The sequence below is a fragment of the Rhizobium sp. BK591 genome, assembly GCF_014195045.1.
Classification (GTDB): Bacteria; Pseudomonadota; Alphaproteobacteria; order Rhizobiales; family Rhizobiaceae; genus Rhizobium; species Rhizobium anhuiense.
In genome coordinates, this window is record NZ_JACIAZ010000006.1 from 158,009 (window position 1) to 173,433 (window position 15,425).

Here is a 15,425-nt window from a genome sequence, read left to right on the forward strand (position 1 = left end):
CGCTTGCCGGCCTGACGGTCGCCCACTCCTCAGGCTTGATCACCGTGTCAGACGATGAGTATGGCGCGGATATCGTTGACATTGGTCAGGGTCGGCCCGGTTTTGACGAGATCGCCGATCTCGTCAAAGAAGGAATAGCTGTCGTGCGAAGCGAGATGAGCCCGGGCATCGAGTCCCTTCTTGAGGCCGCGCTCCAACGTGTCGGGAGTGACCACTGCACCCGCCGCATCTTCGGTGCCGTCGATGCCGTCGGTATCGCCGGCAATCGCCCATATTCCGGCATGTCCCTTGAGGGTCACCGCAAGTCCGAGGAGGAATTCGGTGTTGCGGCCACCGCGGCCCGCGGCTTCGCGGCCGATCGACACCGTCCCTTCGCCGCCCGACAAAAGAACGGCAGGTCCGCGAACGGGAAGCCCCTTGATCTTTGCCGATAGGGCGATGCCCGCCATGACCGTGCCGAGCTCGCGCGCCTCTCCCTCAATGGCATCGCCGAGGACAAGTGGTTGCAGGCCTGCGCTGGCGGCCGCTTTTGCCGCGCTCTCCAGGGCGAGCGAGGGGGCCGCGATGATGCGGACATCGCTCTCGAGATCGGCGGGCTTCGGTGTCTCGTCACCGCTGTCGAGGACGGCGCGTGCCGTATCGGGCAGGACGATCCTGTAGCGGGATAGGATGCCGCGAACCTCGTCGATCGTGCTTTGATCGGCGATCGTCGGGCCGGATGCGATCGATGCGGGATCATCGCCCGGCACATCGGAGATAACAAGGGTAACGACTTTCGCGGGCCGGGCGGCCAGGCCGAGACGGCCTCCCTTGATCCGCGAGAGGTGTTTGCGAACGGCGTTCATCTCGGAGATCGTCGCGCCGCTCGCCAGAAGCGCACGATTGACGCTCTGCTTGTCCGCCAAACTCATGCCGCCCGCCGGAGCGACCAGAAGCGCCGACCCGCCGCCCGAGATGAGAGCAATCACCAGATCGTCCGGTGTCAATCCGCGAACGGCCTGCAATAGATCGGCAGCCGCCGTTTGGCTCATCGCATCCGGAACGGGGTGCGATGCCTCGATGATGCGGATACGACCGGCAGGCACCGCGTGACCATAGCGTGTGACGACGACGCCGGAGACATCGACATCCGGCCAGGCGCTGTCGAGAGCGGCGGCCATGGCCGCCGACGCTTTTCCGGCGCCGACGACGATGCATCGGCCTCTCGGCTTGTCCGGGAGGTTCTTAAGAATCGCCCGCTGCGGATTGGCGCTTTCGACCGCTGCGTCAAAGATCTGATGCAGCACTGCCCGTGCTTTCTGATCGGTCCAGACCATCGGTGGATCGTTCAGACGTTCGATGCGTGGATTGCATCGACGACCGCGTCGGTGACTTCCTTGGTGTTGGCCGTCCCCCCGACATCAGGCGTCAATATGCCTGCCCCCGTCACCCGTTCGACGGCCCGCATCAGGCGTGCGGAAGCATCTGTTTCACCCAGATGGTCGAGCATCTGCGCCGCTGTCCAGAAGGTCGCCACCGGGTTTGCGATGCCCTTGCCGGTGATGTCGAAGGCAGAACCATGGATCGGCTCGAACATCGACGGGAAGCGGCGTTCCGGATCGATGTTGGCGGTCGGCGCGACGCCGAGGCTGCCCGCGAGCGCGCCGGCAAGGTCCGAGAGGATATCGGCATGGAGATTGGTGGCGACGATGGTGTCGAGGCTCCTGGGATTGAGGGTCATCCGCACGGTCATGGCGTCGACGAGCATCTTGTCCCAGGTGACATCAGGGAATTCCGTGGCCACTTCGGCCGCGATTTCATCCCACATCACCATGCCGTGCCGCTGGGCATTGGATTTGGTGACGACGGTCAGGAACTTGCGCGGCCGGGACTGGGCGAGCTTGAAAGCATAGCGCATGATGCGGGTGACGCCGACACGGGTGAAGATGGCGACCTCCGTGCCGACCTCTTCCGGCAGCCCCCTATGGGCACGGCCGCCATGGCCGGAATATTCGCCTTCGGAGTTTTCGCGGACGATAACCCAGTCCAGATCGCCCGGGCCGCAATTGCGCAGCGGCGGCGTGATCCCGGGCAAAATCTTCGTCGGGCGAACATTCGCATACTGGTCGAAGCCCTGGCAGATCGGCAGCCGCAAACCCCAGAGCGTGATGTGGTCGGGAACATCCGGCGCGCCGACGGCGCCGAAATAGATGGCGTCGAACTTCTTTAGCTGCTTCAGGCCATCGGACGGCATCATGACGCCGTGTTTTTTGTAATAGTCGGATCCCCAGTCGAAATTTTCGACGTTGAACTTGATCCCGCCTTCGCGCTTCTCGATGGCAGCCAGGACACGTGTGCCGGCCGCGATGACTTCAGGACCGATACCGTCGGCGGGGATGGTGGCGATTGCATATTCACGCATGGCTATTCTCCGATCGTGTCAGGGGTGATCAGTGTTGACTGGCGGCGCGGGTATCAGCCGCCTTGGGGCCGGACCGCGCCAGGACAAGTGTGAGGATTGCCGAGATCACCAGGAGCCCGGCGACGAAATAGAGGCCACCGGCGAAACTCCCGGTCGTGTCCTTGATCCACCCGATCATCGACGGACCGACGAAGCCGCCGAGATTGCCGATGGAGTTGATGGTGGCGATGCCGGCCGCCGCGGCCGGGCCGGACAGGAACAGGGTCGGCATGCTCCAGAGCGGCGGCTTCGAGCAGCTGATGCCGATGTTGACGAGGGTGAGAGCGATCAGGACCGTGTATACGCTGGTCGCACCGGTTGCGAAGGCCAGTCCTGCGGCCGCCAGCAGGCAGGCGCCGACCACGTGCCATGTCCGTTCGCCCGTCCTGTCGGAATGACGCGCCCAAAGAACCATGGCAACCACGGCGAAAATGCCGGGAACAGCATTGATGAAGCCGACCTGGAACGCTGACAGGCCGAACTGTTTGATGATCTGCGGAGCCCAGATGCCCAAGGTGTAAAGCCCGGCAGAGGTGCCGAAATAAACCAGGGCGAGGGCAAAGACGCGGATGTCGGCCAGTCCCGCCAGGATGCTGTGGCTGGCCTGGCTTTTGCCCGCCTGTTCGGCATTCATTGTTTTGACGAGCCAGCTGCGCTCTTCGTCGGTCAGCCATTTCGCCTTTTCCGGGCGATCGGTGAGATAGAAGAGGACGATGACACCCAGGATGATGGCTGGGGCTGCTTCGATCAGGAACATCCACTGCCAGCCGGCAAGGCCGAGAAGACCGTGCATTTCCATCAGCGCACCGGAGACCGGCGACCCCAGGACCGTGGAGAGCGGTGCTGCGGCCATGAAGATCGCGGTCACCGCGGCGCGGCGGCGGGCCGGGAACCAGAAGCTGAGATAGAGGATGATGCCGGGGAAAAAGCCCGCTTCGGCGACGCCGAGAAGAAAGCGCAGGATGTAGAAGCTGGTGGTCCCCTGCACGAACGCCATGAGGCCGGAGACGATCCCCCAGCTGATCATCACCCGAGCGATCCAGATGCGGGCGCCGACCTTGTTGAGAATGAGGTTCGAGGGAACCTCGAAGAGGAAATAACCGACGAAGAAGATGCCCGCACCGATGCCGAAGACGGTGGACGAGAAGCCGAGGTCCTGATTCATCGTCAGGGCGGCAAAGCCGATATTCACGCGGTCGAGGAACGCGATGAAATACAGCAGCATGATGAACGGTACGATGCGGAATGTGATTTTGCGCAAGACACGCGTTTCCAAGTCGTGAGTCACGACGGTCTCCTCCCGGAATGGATGATAACAGAGCGCACCTCCTGCGCTTGTGAACATCTATGACCACCGGCGGCTTGATCCTCAAGCGACACAAGAATATATAAAAATTTGATATAATCGAATTCCGGAGCAGACGTTCGTGGACCTGAACCAGCTTCGATGTTTCGTGTCGGTGGCCGATGAGCTTCATTTCGGGCGGGCCGCCCAAAAGCTCGGCCTCCTGCCGGCCTCGCTGTCGCGGCACATACGCCTGCTTGAAGAATCCCTCGGGACGCGGCTGATGGCGCGAACGACACGCAGCGTGTCGCTGACGGAAGACGGCCTCGTCCTCCTGGAAGGCGCGCGGGAGATCCTGGCCAAGACCGAAGCTCTTCAGCAACGGTTCCACACGTCCCGCCAGGCAAGAGCGGATGTTCTGCGGATCGGGGCGATCGACAGCGCGGCAGCAGGGCTCATACCGATGTTGCTGCACGATTTCCGGCAGCAGTGCCCCGACGTCTCGACGCAGTTGTTGGAAGACAAGACGATCAGGCTGATCCCCAAGCTCCTGTCGGGCTCATTGGATTTGGCATTCATCCGCGCCCCCGATATCGTCGACCCCAAGCTGAAGACGATGTTTCTTTTCCATGAGACCGCGGTCGTCGCCATGTCCGAGAGCCATCGGCTGGCGTCGAGAGCCAGCGTGAGAATCGAAGACCTCGCCGACGAACCGTTGATCGTCCCGGAGCGTCGGTCGCGCCCGCATAGCCATGACCTGACGATGAAGCTGTTCATCGAGGCGGGACTGCAGGCACGGGTGGCCCAGCTTGCGGAAGAAAAGCAGACGATCGTCAACCTCGTGGCCGCGCAGATCGGGCTGGCGATCGTACCCCAATGGACATCCCGGCTCGCCGTCAGCGGCGTCCGTTACATCGCTCTGGACATGGAGGGGAGGGCCGCCATGAACAAGCTGCCACTCTCGGTCGCGTGGTTGAAGGGCGTCCGCGATCCTGGACGAGACCGCATTCTGACCATGCTTCAAGACAAGCTGGCCCAATATGCCGAGCTTGCCTGACACTCGAATTCGATTGCCCCGCATCACAATGTTCTTTCCCCGAAGAGCGACGGCTTGAAGGGGAACCAGCCCGAAACGCTCTGCGCTGCAATTTAGGCAGCGCAGAGTTTTGACGTGATCCTGAATGTCATGAAAGTTTCATATTCAGGCTATTTCCAGGAGTGGGAAAGTAATCTACTATTTTAGTCAGGAAACGAGATTTCCTGAAACAACGAGAGGATACTGATTGGAGACATTTCTTGTGGCTACCGGGATCGTTGGAGGCTTCGCACTGATCTTTGCGCTGATCGCAAGGGCAGAAAGAGCCACCCAGGCCACCGCAAACACCAAGCGCAGGTGGGGCAATTCGGAAGGCTCCGGCGATGGAGGGGGAGGCTGGTTCGACGCCTCAGGCGACGGCGGCTGTGATGGCGGGGGAGATGGTGGAGGAGGAGACTAAATCAAACTGAAATCGATAGAATGCCCGACCGCCTCAAGGCGGTTTTTTGTTGCCCGGATTCCGGCCGTGACGGCAATAGACCGGAACGGAGACAGGGCTGCTGACGCTATCCCCCGGCAAGTGGCCATACTGAGCCACGATTATAATTCCCACGCCAAATGCGAGTATATTGCACCAATGCCCAAGTCCAGGTAGTAGTTGGCCAGGGTTTGGGGGGAATCGCTATGGTAAAATTTCAAGCCGGCAGTCCGTATATTTACGGTGTCGACGCACTACGATTTGTGTGCGCATTGATGGTGACGGTATTTCATCTTGGATTTGCTTCCTGGGCTTCGCCCTTATATCTGAGACCCTACAAAATGCCTCTGATTGAGAATGTCGCCCAACCCGGATGGGTCGGCGTCGAATTGTTCTTCGTCATATCGGGGCTCGTCATCGTCAACTCTGCCGCTGCAGCCACTCCGATGTCATTTCTCAAGGGACGAATTCTGCGGTTGTATCCGGCGGTATGGATTTGCGCATCACTGACGCTGATTGTCATCGCCACGCAAGATGTGAACAGACGTGTCATCAAGAACTACCTCAGATCGATCACTCTCTATCCCGGCGGCCCATGGATCGATGGTCGATATTGGACCCTGGCATGTGAGATCTGCTTCTACGCCCTGGTCTTCATCCTCTGCGCGACCGGTCTAAAGGTGAGGATGCCTGCCCTGGCGCTCGGCCTGTCGCTGGCCAGCACCGTTTTCGTTGCCCTGTTAAACGCCTTTCCCGATTCAGACAGTCTGGCCATATTCACGGAGACGGCCTGGCGGGCCATCCCGTTTTATTATGGCTGCCAATTTGCCATCGGCATCTACATCTACATATGGCTTTTGTCTCAAACTCGGATGAGCCGAATTTCCTGGGTGGGTTTTGCCTGCGCCTTGGTGACTGGGGCTGCCCAGATATATATGGCGGGCGAAAATACCAGCGACCGCACTCTCGCCGCAGCCGGTCATTCCTTCTCGCCGCTTCCCGCAATCGCAATCTGGGTGGCGGGGCTGATATCGATCGTCGCCGGCGTGACCTATGCCAGGCAGATCAGTCGTCTGCCGACCGGCTTCCTGCAATCGGTCAAAACCCTCGGCGCGATGACCTACCCGCTTTATCTTCTGCATTTCGCGATCGGCGTTCAACTTCTCGACTGGCTGACCGGTCTGGGGATGACACCGCTGCTAGCGCTGGCTTTGGCCGTTGCAATCATCTGTGCAATGTCGCTGGCTGTGTGCAAATGGGGAGAGCCTCCCATCCGCAGCATTTTACGATCGGTCTTCGACAGGCTTGGGCAGCGCGGTGCTGGTTTGCAGGCGAAAGAGTCTCGGGTGTAGCTGAGCCGAGGAGCCGCACGCCAGCTTGGTCAATCCAACGGCATCACAAAGGTGAAGCGTGTCTCCTCGTCATCGGAACTTACCATGATCGTCCCGCCATGGGCGCGGGCGATTTCCGAGGCGATGTGCAGACCGAGCCCCAATCCTCTTTGACTTGTCCCGGCTTCGCCTTTGAAGAAAGGTTGAAAGAGCCCTGTCATCGCATCGCTGGAAATCGGGGCGCCGCCATTGGCGATCCAAAGCTCCAGCCTTTGCTCGTCGGTTGCCGCAGAAAACCGCACCGGTTCATCCGGCGTTCCATGGGTCAGGGCATTTCCCAGAAGATTGGAGACCAGCTGACCGATCCGGCCGCTATCGCAATTTATCGGTCCGTCGAATTCGATGCTTACCTCGATTGCGCGGTCGGGATGGCTGGAGAGGAGTTCATCGATGACCTGCCGCAAGATCGGCTCGAGATTCTCCACTTGCTTCTTGAGCGTGATGCCGCCGCCCAATTGTCCGCGCGCGAAGTCGAGCACGTTGTCGATCAGGCCGGACATGCGGATGACGCTGCCCTGCATCAAATCGAGAATTTTCGTGGCGCGATCGGTCTGCTCTTCCTTTCGCAGCATGCGCGCCGCGGCCGCAATCGAGGCAAGCGGGTTGCGCAGGTCATGGCCGAGGATGGCGATGAACTGTTCCCGCAGCTCGGCGGTTTCCTGTTCGAGCTCGAGCTGGGATTTGACCATGGCACTGGCCGCGTCCGCGGCGGCGCGCGCGTCGACCAGTTCCCGTTCATACCGGCGACGCTCGGCGGCCTGAAACATCGTCACACGGGTGAAAAGCAAGGCGCCGTCTTCGGCACGCCGTTCCATTGCATTGGCGAGCACGGGCAGCTTTCTGCCATCTGATGTCACAAGATCGAGGGCAACCTCGTTGAAAAACCCCTGCATGCGCAGCAAGGGCGCAAAATGGGTTTCGTAGAATATCCGGCCCGGCATGTTGAGCAGATCATGGAGCCGTTTGCCGAGAAGCTGATCGACAGGGATGCCGATCCAGGCCGAAAGCGTCCGGTTCACCTTGACGATGCGCCCGTCCGGCTGCAGCGAAAGATAGCCGCAGGGTGCGTTTTCGTAGAGGTCCTCGAGGTCCTCGGTCGGCGGGGAGCCTTGCGTGCCGGCGCCGGTCATCAGACGAACCGCCGGATTGCCGATATGACCTCGCCGGGAGCGCTGAGGTTGGGGCAGTGGCCACTGGCGTTCAGCACGACCAATTGACTATCGGGGATCTGTTGATGGACGAATTCGCCGATCTCTTCGGAGGCGATGATATCGTCGCGGCATTGAAGGATCAGCGTTCTGGCGGTGACGCGCTGGAGGTCGCTGCGATTGTCCGACGTGAAGGTCACCCGTGCGAAGGCCTTGGCGATCTCGGGATCGGTGCGGCAGAAACTGTTTGTCAGCTCTTCGGCGAGTTCCGGTCGATCCGGATTGCCCATGATGACAGGCGCCATGGCGGCAGACCAGCCCATGTGATTGTCGTCCAACGACTGCAGGAGGTCGTCTATATCAGCCGCGCTGAAACCGCCGATATAGTCACCGTCGTTGATATAGCGCGGCGACGGCCCGACAAGGACCAGGCTTTCAAACAGGTCCGGCGCCTCAAGCGAGGCGATGACGCCGATCATCGCGCTGACGGAGTGCCCGACGAAGACGGTTTGCGTCAGGCCGAGCGCACGGCAAATTTCCACGAGGTCATCGGCATAACCGGACAGGGAAGAATATTTTCCGGCATCATAAGCCGCAAGATCGGATCGTCCCGCGCCGACGTGATCGAACAGCACCGTCTTGAAGTCACCTTCGAAAGCCGGCGCCACGAAGCGCCACATGTTCTGGTCGCATCCGAATCCATGCGAAAAGATCATCGCACGCTGGTCTTCGCCGCGGACTTGAACATGATTTCGATCGATGACGGTCATTTCGTCCTCTTCCCTGCTTTCGTAGCATGTTCGGGCTGTTTTGGATTGAGGAAAGATTATCCAGCCGCCAGCCGTTTGCTGCACAGCTCAGTCCATCACTTTCCGGAGCTTGAAGAAGAACCGCCGGGAGTCGTCGCGCACGCACATCATTCCGGCAATCTCGTCATCGTCAATCCTCCGGAAGTAGTCCACGATCGGCTGTTTGTCGTAGATCATCGCAGCCGTTTCGATGCCGTCGAGGGCCTGAAGCCGCAACGAAGCGGTCGTGCCTCTCGCTCGAAGCATCTTCTGCAGGTATGAGAACCAGCTGCGGGCGACGAACGTCCGGCCAAAGGGCGCCAACTTGATCGCCAGCCTAACCGGTAAGAAACTTGGCTCGAGCGGCACGAGCCGGCCCGGTCTCCACGTGAAGAGCAGGGCGTCCGCCCGCATGTCGGAATGGAAGCGCTTGCCAAACCAGTTGAGATTCTCGAGCACGCCGTCCAGTGGATGATCCGACGGAATACCGAGGCCGCTCCAAAGGCCGACCATCTCCTTCGGCTGGACAGGATCCAGCGAGCGGAACCAGGCAGCCATCTCCTCCTGCTGGTCGCCTCGCATGGGTTCTCCTTCAGGAACGTTCATTGCGGAAAAATGAAAGGAAGGTTTGGAAGTTCCCGTTCCTGCGGACCGGGCGGAGCGCCCGGTGAAGGCTTTCGCTTTTGGCCATCTGCGTCTTTAAGCCCAACGGCCCCCGAAGGGGCCGTCGGGTATTCGTAGACAATAACGGCTTGTGCGTCAGGCGCGCGACGGCAGCAGGGGATAACCGACCATGACGGCACGGCCAAGCAGGGCTGCGACGAAAGCCTTGATTACATCGCCGGGAATGAAGGCCATCGAGCCGACGAAGGCTTTCGTGAAGCCGAGGCCGGCGACGGTGGCGAGATAGGTGATGCCGAAGGCGTAGAGCACGACGATGCCGCCGGCCATGGCGGTGAGGAAGAAGCTCACCGTCTGCACCAGAGCGGATTGCTGATGGTTGACCAGCCGTTCGCTGAGATAGCCGGTGACGAAGGCGGCAAAGATCCAGCCGATCAGGAAGCCGGCCGTTGGTGACGCGAAGATCGCAAGCCCGCCGCGGCCGCCGGAAAGCACCGGCAGGCCGATGGCGACCAGCACCAGCACGATCAGCACGGCAATCGCCCCGCGCCGGGCTCCGAGCACGACGCCGGCCATCATGACGCCGAGGGATTGGGCGGTGATCGGCACCGGAATGAAGCCGAGCGAGATCGGCGGCAGCAGGCCGAGCGCCACGATGATCGCGGCAAAGAGGGCGGTAAGAACGAGGTCGCGAGTGCTCATCATGAATTCCGTGTTTATTAATCTTTAACTCACATGCCGCCGAATACCGCGCGCGTCAATCGCCGCGGCGATATTATCCGCATCCCTGAGCGTCAGGATGATCAGCGGCGCAAGCAGCGTTATCGGCCGGATTTTCAGCCCGCGCGCCCTGTGCGCCTCGCGAATCGCCTGATAACGGCCGACGATCTCAGGCACGAAACGCAGCACCAGCCCAAGCGCCAGGCCGATATCGTCGGCCTGCACCCAGCCGGTGCGTTCGAGCGGGCGGGCAAGGGCGGTCACCTCGTCGATGAAGGCGGTGATCGACGTCGTCGCCGTCACCGTGGCGGCGAGCAGCATCAGTGCGGTCAGCCGCAGCAGGGGTACCAGCGCCTGCTGCCAGGGATTGAAGATCAGGTTGAAGAGCGCCACGACCGCAATCGTCAGGAAGATCGGCCGCAGCCGCCTGAGGGCATCGGCAAACGGCAGGCCGACCATGCCATAGAGAACCGCCGTCAGCAGCACGGCGATCGAAAGCAGGACGAGGTTCTGGCTGATAAACAGCAGGACGCCGAAGGCCGTCAGCGACAACAGCTTCAGCCGCGGCGAAAGCCGGTGCATCACGCTGTTGCCCTCGACATAAAGCGATTGCATCAGGCGGCGATCTCCCTGTAGCGGGCGATCGCCTCGGCAGCCGGCGCATCGGCGGCAAGCCGGCCCTCATGAAACAGCAGCACCCGCTCGAAATCGGCGATCAGGTCGAGATCATGGGTGATGACGATGGCGCTTTCCGGGAGCCCGGCGATGATCCTTTCGACCAGCGCCCGGTTCTTGAGATCGAGCTGGTTGGTGGGTTCATCGAGGATCAGAATGCCCGGCCCCGTCGCCAGCACCGAGCAGAGAGCGGCCACCTGCAGCTCGCCGCCGGAAAGCTCGTGCGCGCGGCGATCGGCCAGCGCCTCAGCGCCGAAGCGGGCCAGCACCGCCTGGACCTTCGCCTCGATCTCCGCCTTGGTGAAGCCGCGCCGCTTCAGCCCGAAGGCGATGTCGTCTTTGACGATCGGCAGGATGATCTGGTTCTGCGGCGATTGGAAGATGAAGCCGACATCGGCCACCGCAGATTTCTCATCGCCGGTGTCGCGGCCATTGACGGTGACGCGGCCGATCGACGGCTTGGTCAATCCGTTGATCAGCCGCGCGAACGTGGTCTTGCCCGAACCGTTCAGCCCGATGACGCCGATGCGTTTCCCACTGATGCCAAGCGTCAGCGGCTGCAGCGCCACCCGCGCCCCGAAACTGACCCCCGCACCTTCGAAACGAATATCCAAACCCATCCCTCGCATTTTTCATCGGCTGAGATTGCCGATGCCGGCCCCTCATCTGCCTGCCGGCACCTCTACCTGGGTCGGGCCACGTGTCTCGACCCGTCCTTCCGACCCCCGCTCGCGGGGAGAAGGGATATGCCGCGCCGGCTTCCTTTACCCTCGACGTTGCGTTTGGCACGTCGCCTCGCCCCGTTTGCGGGGAGAGGGTTAGGGTGAGGGGCAGCTGCAGCCATTGCGCCAACCTGACAGCAGTGCTTCTACACGGGGAATCGAGGATGATGAAAGCGCAAATCGCGATGTTGATATTGGCTCGATATCGGGTGGCCGGAGCAACTCCAGCAAAAGTGCGCAGCGGTTTTGCGTCCGGGATTGCGGAAAACAAAGCGAGCGCATTTCCGTCACTCGAAGAAAAACGGAATGCGCTAGGAAGATTTTCCGGATTATGATGCGGTCATGACGAATCTGCTTTCCAATTCCGACGCCCGCCGTGTCTTTCTTGCCAAGCAGGGCCTCAGCGCTCCGCCGAACCGCGCCTTGACCAAGGACGGCCTGCTGCAGCTCATCCATGAGCTGGGTTTCGTCCAGGTGGACAGCATCCAGACGGTGGAGCGGGCGCATCACCAGATCCTGTTTTCCCGCAACCAGACCTACAGGCGCGAGCATCTCACGGCACTGCTCGAAAAGGATGGCGCGCTGTTCGAGCATTGGACGCATGACGCTTCCATCCTGCCGAGCGCCTTCTTCGTCTATTGGAAACACAAGTTCCGCCATCAGGAGCAGGTCATCATCGAGCGCTGGCGCAAATGGCGCGGCGAGGGTTTCGAGGCGGCTTTCGCCGAGACCTATGAGCGCGTTGAGCGCGACGGCGCGATCCTGGCGCGCGACGTCAAGGCCGACGGCCATGTTTCCGGCGGCTGGTGGAACTGGCATCCGAACAAGACGGCGCTCGAATATTTCTGGCACACCGGCAAGTTCGCCATCGCCGGTCGCTCGAATTTCCAGAAGATCTACGATCTCACCGAGCGCGTCGTTCCGGCCGAGTTCCGCGAACCGGAGGTGAGCCGCGAGGAATTCGTCGACTGGGCCTGCCGCGGCGCGCTCGCCCGGCTCGGCTTCGCCACCCATGGCGAGATATCGGCCTTCTGGAACCTGGTCTCGCCCGATGAGGCCAAGGCCTGGGTTTCAGCCCATTGCGACGAACTGATCGAAGTGCTGATCGAACCGGCGCTCGGCGGCAAGGCGCGCCCGTCCTGGGCCTTCGCCGATTTCCTCTCGACCCTCGACGATTATCCCGGGGCGCCGCCACGCATCCGCGTGCTCAGCCCCTTCGACCCGATGATCCGCGACCGCAACCGCACCGAACGCCTGTTCGGCTTCTTCTACCGTATCGAGATATTCGTGCCCGAGCCGAAGCGCGAATATGGCTACTACGTCTTCCCGCTGCTCGAAGGCGACAGGCTGATCGGACGCATCGACATGAAGGCGGATCGGAAAAAATCGACGCTCGACGTCAAACGGCTCTGGCTGGAACCGGGCGTGAAACCTTCGGCCGGGCGATTGGAGCGGCTGGAGGCGGAGTTGGATCGGGTTGCGCGGTTTGCGGGTGTGGAGAAGGTGGTGCTTTTGGATGGGTGGAGAGGGTAGTCGAATTACCCTCTGCGCCTCATCACGCACTCCCTCATCCCTGTGCTTGTCACAGGGATCCAGCGCACCCAAGTCCTTGGGTGCGGGAAACTCTCTTCGTAGAAGCAAATGAGTCATTCACGGCGCGGACGCGCCGTGGCTGGATTCCTGTGACAGGCACAGGAATGAGGGATGGCGAGGGTCGAAGCCCAAGCCTCCTCAGCAGATCTCTGTCTTGCTGATCTTGATCCCGAAACCTTCCAGGCCGACATAGTGGCGCTCGCGGCTGGTGAGCAGCTTGATCGAGCTGACGCCGAGATCCTTGAGGATCTGGGCACCGAGGCCGATTTCCAGCCATTCGCTGTCGCGCGTCTGGGCTTCGGCATGGGCTTCGCGGCCCTGGTTGCGGGCCTTGCGGCCGTTGTCGTGGTGGCCGACGCCGACCGAGCCTTCGCGCAGATAGACGATGACGCCGCGGCCTTCCTCGGAAATCTTCCGCATGTAGAAATCGACCGGGCTGTTCTTGCCGAAGAGATCCTCGGCGACATTTTCCGGATGCAGGCGCACCGGGATGTCGACGCCGTCGCGGATGTCGCCGAAGACGACGGCGAGATGCTGCATCGGATCCCAGGGCAGGGAATAGGTATGGGCCTTGGCCTTGCCGAACGGCGTGTCGACGTCGAAGCTGGTGCCGAGCTCGATCAGCGTTTCCTTGCGCTGGCGATAGGCGATGAGATCGGCGACGGAGACGAGTTTCAGCCCGTGCTGTTCGGCGAAGTCGACCACCTGCGGACCGCGCGTCACGGTGCCGTCATCGTTGACGAGTTCGGAGATGACGCCGATCGGCGGCAGGCCGGCAAGCTTGCAGAGGTCGACGGCGGCTTCGGTATGGCCGGAGCGCATCAGCACGCCGCCTTCGCGCGACACCAGCGGGAAGATGTGGCCGGGGCGGACGAAATCGGCGGCGCCGACATTCGGATTGGCGAGGTTGCGCACCGTCAGCGTCCGGTCGTCGGCCGAGATGCCCGTCGTCGTGCCATGCTTGAAATCGACCGAGACGGTGAAGGCCGTCGTATGGGCCGAATCGTTTTCCGCCACCATGGCGTTGAGGTTGAGGCGCTTGGCCTCTTCCTTCGGCATCGGCGCGCAGACGATGCCGGAGGTGTGGCGCACGATGAAGGCCATCTTCTCCGGCGTGGTATGGACGGCGGCGACGATCAGGTCGCCTTCGTTTTCGCGGTCATTGTCGTCCATGACGACGACGATCTCGCCGGCTTCGAAGGCCCTGATGGCGTCGACGACGCGCTTTTGGTCATAAGACATGGGCGAGCGCTCCTATTTCAGACGGCCGGTCTGGCCGCGGTCGCGAAGATAATGGTCGGCGATCGCGCAGGCGACCATCGCCTCGCCGATCGGCACGGCGCGGATGCCGACGCAGGGGTCGTGCCGGCCCTTCGTTCGGATGTCGACATTCTTGCCATCGGCATCGATCGACTGGCGTTCGGTCAGGATCGACGAGGTCGGCTTGACGGCGAAACGCGCCACCACCGGCTGCCCGGTGGAGATTCCGCCGAGAATACCGCCGGCATTGTTGGAAAGGAAGATCGGCGTGCCGTCATTGCCCATGCGCATCTCGTCGGCATTGTCTTCGCCCGAGGTTTCGGCAGCGGCAAAACCATTGCCGATTTCCACCCCCTTGACGGCGTTGATCGACATCAGCAGCGAGGCGATATCCTGGTCGAGCTTGGCATAGATCGGCGCACCGAGACCGGCAGGCACGCCTTCGGCGATCACTTCGATGACCGCGCCGATCGATGAGCCGGTCTTGCGGATGCCGTCGAGATATTCCTCCCAGACCGGTACGATCGCCGCATCCGGCGAGAAGAACGGGTTCTGCCCGACCTGGTCCCAATCCCAGTTGCGGCGGTCGATCTTATGCTTGCCGATCTGCACCAGCGCGCCGCGCACGGTAACACCCGGCACGACGAGGCGGGCGATGCCGCCGGCGGCAACCCGGGCGGCGGTTTCGCGCGCCGAGGAGCGGCCGCCGCCGCGATAATCGCGAATGCCGTATTTGAGGTCGTAGGTATAGTCGGCATGGCCGGGGCGGTACTGCCGGGCGATCTCGCCGTAATCCTTGGAGCGCTGGTCGGTATTTTCGATCAGCATGGAGATCGGCGTGCCGGTGGTCGTCATCGTCTCGCCATCGGCGTCGAGCATGACGCCGGACAGCACCTTCACCAGATCGTCCTCGCGCCGCTGCGTCACGAAACGGGATTGCCCTGGCTTGCGCTTGTCGAGCCAGACCTGCAGCTCCTCGAGCTTGAAGCGCAGCCCCGGAGGGCAGCCGTCGACGACGCAGCCGAGCGCCGGACCATGGCTTTCGCCCCAGGTGGTTACGCGGAAGAGGTGACCGAATGTATTGTGCGACATGTGTTCCCACGGTGGCGCGCCAAAGCCGGTTGCGCCATTGCTTGAAAAGGCGCGACACTCATAGGCCAAAAAACCGTCCAGGCAAAAGCCTTTCTTTGCGTCAAACCGGCAGGTGCGGAAATGCTGTTTCGGTCTTCTGGCGCGACCCTCTTTCCGCGGGCAGGGAAGGGGTCAGG

Annotated in this window: 16 protein-coding genes; 5 read left to right on the top strand and 11 right to left on the bottom strand. The window is 61.7% G+C overall.

Features of this window, described 5'->3' with window-relative positions; all coding sequences use genetic code 11:
* Positions 1–47: 47 nt before the first annotated feature.
* From FHX10_RS25205 to FHX10_RS25215, 3 genes are read right to left on the bottom strand one after another with little or no spacing between them, the layout of a single operon-like run.
* Complete coding sequence (locus tag FHX10_RS25205) at positions 48–1,316, bottom strand: glycerate kinase (RefSeq protein ID WP_184390489.1); 1,269 nt, start codon at positions 1,314–1,316, stop codon at positions 48–50.
* Positions 1,317–1,327: 11 nt separating this feature from the next.
* Positions 1,328–2,401: a tartrate dehydrogenase gene (locus FHX10_RS25210; protein ID WP_184390491.1), complete on the bottom strand. Its 1,074-nt coding sequence runs from the start codon at positions 2,399–2,401 to the stop codon at positions 1,328–1,330.
* A 28-nt stretch (positions 2,402–2,429) separates the two neighbouring features.
* Complete coding sequence (locus FHX10_RS25215) at positions 2,430–3,728, bottom strand: MFS transporter (RefSeq protein ID WP_184390493.1); 1,299 nt, start codon at positions 3,726–3,728, stop codon at positions 2,430–2,432.
* 139 nt (positions 3,729–3,867) lie between these two features.
* Between FHX10_RS25215 and FHX10_RS25220 the strand changes: the two genes are divergently transcribed.
* The 3 genes from FHX10_RS25220 to FHX10_RS25230 all read left to right on the top strand — a co-directional run bounded on the left by FHX10_RS25220 (position 3,868) and on the right by FHX10_RS25230 (position 6,591).
* Positions 3,868–4,782, top strand: a complete 915-nt coding sequence (locus FHX10_RS25220) for a LysR family transcriptional regulator (RefSeq protein ID WP_028757527.1) — start codon at positions 3,868–3,870, stop codon at positions 4,780–4,782.
* Positions 4,783–5,008: 226 nt separating this feature from the next.
* On the top strand, positions 5,009–5,221 hold the full coding sequence (locus FHX10_RS25225) for a hypothetical protein (protein ID WP_097542833.1): 213 nt from the start codon (positions 5,009–5,011) through the stop codon (positions 5,219–5,221).
* A gap of 224 nt (positions 5,222–5,445) precedes the next feature.
* A complete protein-coding gene (locus FHX10_RS25230) occupies positions 5,446–6,591 on the top strand; it encodes an acyltransferase (RefSeq protein WP_184390495.1) in 1,146 nt (381 codons plus the stop codon).
* Between the two features lie 29 nt (positions 6,592–6,620).
* On the opposite strand, the gene FHX10_RS25235 is transcribed toward FHX10_RS25230, so the two are convergent.
* The 6 genes from FHX10_RS25235 to FHX10_RS25260 all read right to left on the bottom strand — a co-directional run bounded on the left by FHX10_RS25235 (position 6,621) and on the right by FHX10_RS25260 (position 11,196).
* The gene (locus tag FHX10_RS25235; RefSeq protein ID WP_028757525.1) at positions 6,621–7,760 is read right to left on the bottom strand and encodes a PAS domain-containing sensor histidine kinase; all 1,140 of its coding nucleotides are present in this window, start codon (positions 7,758–7,760) and stop codon (positions 6,621–6,623) included.
* Positions 7,760–8,548, bottom strand: a complete 789-nt coding sequence (locus tag FHX10_RS25240) for an alpha/beta fold hydrolase (RefSeq protein WP_028757524.1) — start codon at positions 8,546–8,548, stop codon at positions 7,760–7,762. Before FHX10_RS25240 ends, FHX10_RS25235 begins: the two co-directional genes overlap by 1 nt.
* 87 nt (positions 8,549–8,635) lie before the next feature.
* Positions 8,636–9,172: a GXWXG domain-containing protein gene (locus tag FHX10_RS25245; RefSeq protein ID WP_097595260.1), complete on the bottom strand. Its 537-nt coding sequence runs from the start codon at positions 9,170–9,172 to the stop codon at positions 8,636–8,638.
* A 153-nt stretch (positions 9,173–9,325) separates the two neighbouring features.
* A complete protein-coding gene (locus FHX10_RS25250) occupies positions 9,326–9,889 on the bottom strand; it encodes a biotin transporter BioY (RefSeq protein ID WP_047614436.1) in 564 nt (187 codons plus the stop codon).
* 24 nt (positions 9,890–9,913) lie between these two features.
* Complete coding sequence (locus FHX10_RS25255; protein WP_028757695.1) at positions 9,914–10,522, bottom strand: energy-coupling factor transporter transmembrane component T family protein; 609 nt, start codon at positions 10,520–10,522, stop codon at positions 9,914–9,916.
* Positions 10,522–11,196 (bottom strand): energy-coupling factor ABC transporter ATP-binding protein, encoded by a 675-nt coding sequence (locus tag FHX10_RS25260; RefSeq protein WP_028757694.1) that lies wholly within the window; start codon positions 11,194–11,196, stop codon positions 10,522–10,524. Before FHX10_RS25260 ends, FHX10_RS25255 begins: the two co-directional genes overlap by 1 nt.
* A gap of 272 nt (positions 11,197–11,468) precedes the next feature.
* On the opposite strand from FHX10_RS25260, the gene FHX10_RS25265 reads away from it, so the two are divergent.
* Both FHX10_RS25265 and FHX10_RS25270 read left to right on the top strand, forming a co-directional pair.
* Complete coding sequence (locus FHX10_RS25265; RefSeq protein WP_156148411.1) at positions 11,469–11,639, top strand: hypothetical protein; 171 nt, start codon at positions 11,469–11,471, stop codon at positions 11,637–11,639.
* Between the two features lie 7 nt (positions 11,640–11,646).
* On the top strand, positions 11,647–12,837 hold the full coding sequence (locus tag FHX10_RS25270) for a winged helix-turn-helix domain-containing protein (RefSeq protein WP_097595258.1): 1,191 nt from the start codon (positions 11,647–11,649) through the stop codon (positions 12,835–12,837).
* Between the two features lie 198 nt (positions 12,838–13,035).
* Here the strand turns inward: FHX10_RS25270 and ribB are convergent, their stop codons facing one another.
* Together ribB and aroC are read right to left on the bottom strand one after the other, a co-directional pair.
* Positions 13,036–14,139, bottom strand: coding sequence for a 3,4-dihydroxy-2-butanone-4-phosphate synthase (ribB, locus tag FHX10_RS25275; protein ID WP_029867871.1), 1,104 nt, complete (start codon positions 14,137–14,139; stop codon positions 13,036–13,038).
* A 12-nt stretch (positions 14,140–14,151) separates the two neighbouring features.
* Entirely contained in the window at positions 14,152–15,249 is a 1,098-nt protein-coding gene (aroC, locus tag FHX10_RS25280; protein WP_029867869.1) for a chorismate synthase, read from the bottom strand.
* Between the last annotated feature and the right edge of the window lie 176 nt (positions 15,250–15,425).

What these genes read in the sequence shown, in the direction of transcription:
- FHX10_RS25240 (WP_028757524.1), bottom strand. Translation starts at nt 8,548, where the DNA reads ATGACCGTCATCGATCGAAATCATGTTCAAGTCCGCGGCGAAGACCAG.
- FHX10_RS25255 (WP_028757695.1), bottom strand. Translation starts at nt 10,522, where the DNA reads ATGCAATCGCTTTATGTCGAGGGCAACAGCGTGATGCACCGGCTTTCG.
- FHX10_RS25210 (WP_184390491.1), bottom strand. Translation starts at nt 2,401, where the DNA reads ATGCGTGAATATGCAATCGCCACCATCCCCGCCGACGGTATCGGTCCT.
- FHX10_RS25205 (WP_184390489.1), bottom strand. Translation starts at nt 1,316, where the DNA reads ATGGTCTGGACCGATCAGAAAGCACGGGCAGTGCTGCATCAGATCTTT.
- FHX10_RS25235 (WP_028757525.1), bottom strand. Translation starts at nt 7,760, where the DNA reads ATGACCGGCGCCGGCACGCAAGGCTCCCCGCCGACCGAGGACCTCGAG.
- FHX10_RS25250 (WP_047614436.1), bottom strand. Translation starts at nt 9,889, where the DNA reads ATGAGCACTCGCGACCTCGTTCTTACCGCCCTCTTTGCCGCGATCATC.
- aroC (WP_029867869.1), bottom strand. Translation starts at nt 15,249, where the DNA reads ATGTCGCACAATACATTCGGTCACCTCTTCCGCGTAACCACCTGGGGC.
- FHX10_RS25245 (WP_097595260.1), bottom strand. Translation starts at nt 9,172, where the DNA reads ATGAACGTTCCTGAAGGAGAACCCATGCGAGGCGACCAGCAGGAGGAG.
- FHX10_RS25265 (WP_156148411.1), top strand. Translation starts at nt 11,469, where the DNA reads ATGATGAAAGCGCAAATCGCGATGTTGATATTGGCTCGATATCGGGTG.
- FHX10_RS25230 (WP_184390495.1), top strand. Translation starts at nt 5,446, where the DNA reads ATGGTAAAATTTCAAGCCGGCAGTCCGTATATTTACGGTGTCGACGCA.
- ribB (WP_029867871.1), bottom strand. Translation starts at nt 14,139, where the DNA reads ATGTCTTATGACCAAAAGCGCGTCGTCGACGCCATCAGGGCCTTCGAA.
- FHX10_RS25270 (WP_097595258.1), top strand. Translation starts at nt 11,647, where the DNA reads ATGACGAATCTGCTTTCCAATTCCGACGCCCGCCGTGTCTTTCTTGCC.